Consider the following 3914-nt stretch of genomic DNA (forward strand, 5'->3'; position numbering starts at 1 on the left):
TATAGACGATCGCATCGTAGCGATTGCACAAGGTGAAAAAGGCGAATTTCAGAATGTGATCGGTTGGCGTATAGACAATGCCATCGCATTGATTCGTGGTGCAAAAGGTACCGTAATACGACTGGAGGTGTTGCCTGCCGGCAAGAGCGCAGGCAGCAAAACAAAAATCGTAGAGCTGGTGCGCGAGAAAATTATATTGACTGATCAATCAGCCAAAAAGGAGATTTATAGTTATCAGGCTAAAGGTAAAACGGTTCGCATCGGCGTTATCTCCATTCCTGCGTTCTATATTGATTTCAATGACTATAAATCCGGTAATCCCAACTACAAAAGCACCACGCGCGATGTAAAGCTACTGCTCGATACACTGAAGCAGGAGAAAGTAGATGGCGTTGTAATCGACTTGCGCGAGAATGGTGGTGGCTCTTTACTCGAAGCCATTGAACTTACCGGTTTGTTTATTAAGAGCGGCCCCGTGGTACAAGTACGCAATGCCATGAACCAGGTAGATGTAGAAAGTGATGAAGACAATGCCGTTGCCTACGAAGGTCCACTGGGTATTGTAGTAGATCGCCTGAGTGCTTCAGCTTCTGAAATATTTTCCGGAGCGATACAGGATTATGGCCGGGGTATTATCATGGGCACACAAACCTATGGCAAAGGTTCTGTGCAAAATGTTATTGATCTGGATGAAATATTAGGTGCGCCCACACAAGACAGTACAGATATAGCAGGTCAAACTCCGGGTGAAAGTTCCTACGGACAACTCAACCTTACCATCGCGAAGTTCTATCGCATCAGTGGTAACTCTACACAGCACAAAGGTGTGATGCCGGATATTGTATTTCCGTCAGTAATACCATTGGATAAATTTGGCGAGGATACCGAGCCTGCTGCCATGCCGTTTGATATTATAAGCAAAACAAATTATACCAGGACGGGTGATTTTACAACCGTGTTGCCGCAGTTGAAGAAACTGCACGAGCAACGCATGGCCACCAATCACACCTATAAATATTTGCTGGAAGATATAGCCTTGCTGAACAAACATGAAACGGGTGTTTCACTGAACGAAGCAGAGCTGAAAAAGCAGCGCGACAAGGAAGAACAAAAATTATTCGAGCGCACCAATCAACTGCGGGCTGCCATGGGATTGCCCTTGCTGGAACATGGTGATACAAAATCCAAGGATGATGATATGGATTTTGTAATACACGAGGCAGGTCAGATCATGACGGATTTGATCAGTCAGGTATAGCAGGTTGCCATGTAGTATAAGAAATATTCACGGCCATGGTGCAGTTGCATCATGGCCGTGTTTCTATTATACCAGCCGGGTTTTCAAGCGTTGGCAGACTTTGTCAGTCAGTCCCGGGACAATTTGAGATAAAGGATTGCAAAAAAGAATGTTCGGCATGCAACGTTCGCCCCAAAACTTGCGTCCAATCACAAACCCCAGCAAGGCATGATCAGAAATTATCTCAAAACCGCCCTGCGCATTATGTTGCGACAAAAGGCGTATTCGGCTATTAACATTGCAGGTTTAAGCATTGGTATTGCCGCCAGCTTGCTCATCCTATTATATGTTGCTGATGAACTGAGCTTCGACCGTTTTCATCAAAATCCGGACAGAATATACCGGGTATATTTTTCAGGACGACTGCAGGGAAATGATTTTGATATGGCAACCTCACCGGCTCCCGTAGCCGATGCCATGGTGCAGGAGATACCGGCGGTAGAAAGCGCCGTACGGTTTGGCGTGTGGCGTACCATGCCGATGACTTATGGTGACAAGAACTTTACAGAGGAGTATATGCTTGTGGCCGACTCTAACTTCTTCCAGTTCTTTACGTTTCCGCTGGTAGCCGGCGATGCCAATACTGCACTAAAGGGTACAAACAAAGTTGTACTTACCAGGTCGGCAGCAAAGCGATATTTCGGTGACGAAAATCCGCTGGGTAAAATAATTCTGCGGGGATCAGAGAAAAGTGCTACCGAAGTAACCGGTGTGGTGGAAGATGCTCCTTCCAATTCGCATATTCAATTCGACATGATTCTCTCCGGAGAAACATGGGACTATATGAAGACCAACACCCAGTGGACGTCTAACAATATATATACTTACTTCCGGCTTCGCGAAGGTGGCGATCTGGGCAAAGTGAAATCCCAGATCGATGGCATGGTTGAAAAACACATGGGCGCGGAGCTGGAGAAATATTTAGGCTTTACATTCCATGAATTTAAAAAGCAAGGAAACAAAGTGGGGTTGATCTTTCAGCCTATGCTGGGTATACATTTAACTTCCAACCTGTCGGATGAGATTACACCCAATGGCAACATGCAGTATATCTATATTTTTATGGCCATTGCTGTGTTTATCATTCTCATTGCATGTATCAATTTTATGAACTTGTCTACGGCACGATCTGCCAACCGTGCGAAGGAAGTAGGCGTACGCAAATCGATCGGTGCTATGACCACCCGATTGATCGGGCAGTTTTTGGCCGAATCCATGATCTATAGTTTTGTTTCCATGTTGCTGGCGCTGCTCATCATTGCACTGGTGTTGAACCCTTTCAATACGCTGTCCGGGAAGACGCTTACACTTTTGCAGTTTGCGAATCCCATGGTGATAGCAGCTATACTTGTATTTGCAGTAGTCGTTGGCCTTATAGCCGGAAGTTACCCGGCATTCTACCTCACCGCGTTTAAGCCGGTAGAAGTGTTGAAAGGAAAAATTCGCTCCGGTTTCAAAAATTCAAAGCTGAGAAATTCGCTGGTCGTGTTTCAGTTTATGATCTCGATCGCGCTTATCCTCGGTAGTGCGGTAGTATATAAGCAGTTAAAGTTTATGCAGGAGAAAAACATGGGCTTCGATAAAGAGAACGTAATCCGATTGCTGCATACCTGGTCGCTCGATAAGAACGGTAAAGCCTTTAAGAATGAGCTGCTGCAACATCCTGAGTTTAAAAATGCAAGCTACGCCAGCAACCTGCCGCCGAACATTACATGGAGCAATGCGTGGCGCAAGGTAGGAACAGAACAGGATTTCTTGTTGAATAACTGTTATGTAGATGCCGATCACCTTGCTACCATGGCCTATACCATGAAAGAGGGCCGCTTCTTTTCTCGAGATTTCCCTACCGATTCATCCGCTGTAATTCTTAATGAGACTGCCTATAAGATGATGGGCTTCGAGAATCTGGAGAATCAGGAGATGTATAATTACAACAATGATGTGCCGAAGCACATGAAGATTATTGGTGTGGTGAAAGATTTTAATTTCGAGACACTTCGCAACCAGGTAAAGCCGTTGGCATTTATACTGGGCGGTGAGCCGAATGGCGAAATGGCAATACGCCTGAATCCCGGTGATAAAGAAGCACAGATAAAAACGCTGCAGAATGTGTGGAAAAAATATTCTTCTTCACCATTCCAATACTCTTTCCTTGATCAGGATTTCGATGCGTTGTTCCGTGCAGAGCAACGTATGGGACAAATTATACTTTTATTTACGCTGCTCACTATATTTATAGCGTGTCTCGGTTTATTTGGACTCTCTACCTATGTAGGGGAGCAACGCGCCAAAGAGATCGGCATTCGTAAAGTATTGGGCGCTTCGGTAATGCAGGTGATGGGTATATTGTTTAAGGATTTTACATTGCTCATTGTGATCGCCTTTGCTATAGCAGCTCCTTTAGGTTGGTACCTGATGCAGCAGTGGCTGGAAGGCTTCGCATTTCATACCGGTATAGATACGGTGACGATTATACTTTCCGGAACTATCTCGTTACTGATTGCAACCATTACCATCAGCTTTCAATCCATCCGTGCAGCACGCGAGAATCCGGTAAAGGCGTTGAAGAGCGAGTAGCAGGAGCCGTTATCTGTTACACGTTAACCGTGAATAAGAT

The 3914-nt window shown here is 45.2% G+C and carries 2 protein-coding genes; both read left to right on the forward strand.

The window, feature by feature from the left end:
* The coding region (locus tag V7Q33_RS23215; RefSeq protein ID WP_333821479.1) for a carboxy terminal-processing peptidase at window positions 1–1258 on the forward strand (1258 nt) is incomplete at its 5' end.
* A gap of 207 nt (window positions 1259–1465) precedes the next feature.
* Window positions 1466–3874, forward strand: a complete 2409-nt coding sequence (locus tag V7Q33_RS23220) for an ABC transporter permease (RefSeq protein ID WP_333821480.1) — start codon at window positions 1466–1468, stop codon at window positions 3872–3874.
* Window positions 3875–3914 lie beyond the last annotated feature (40 nt).

The organism is Ohtaekwangia sp. (assembly GCF_036786105.1).
Taxonomy (GTDB): Bacteria; Bacteroidota; Bacteroidia; order Cytophagales; family Cyclobacteriaceae; genus Ohtaekwangia.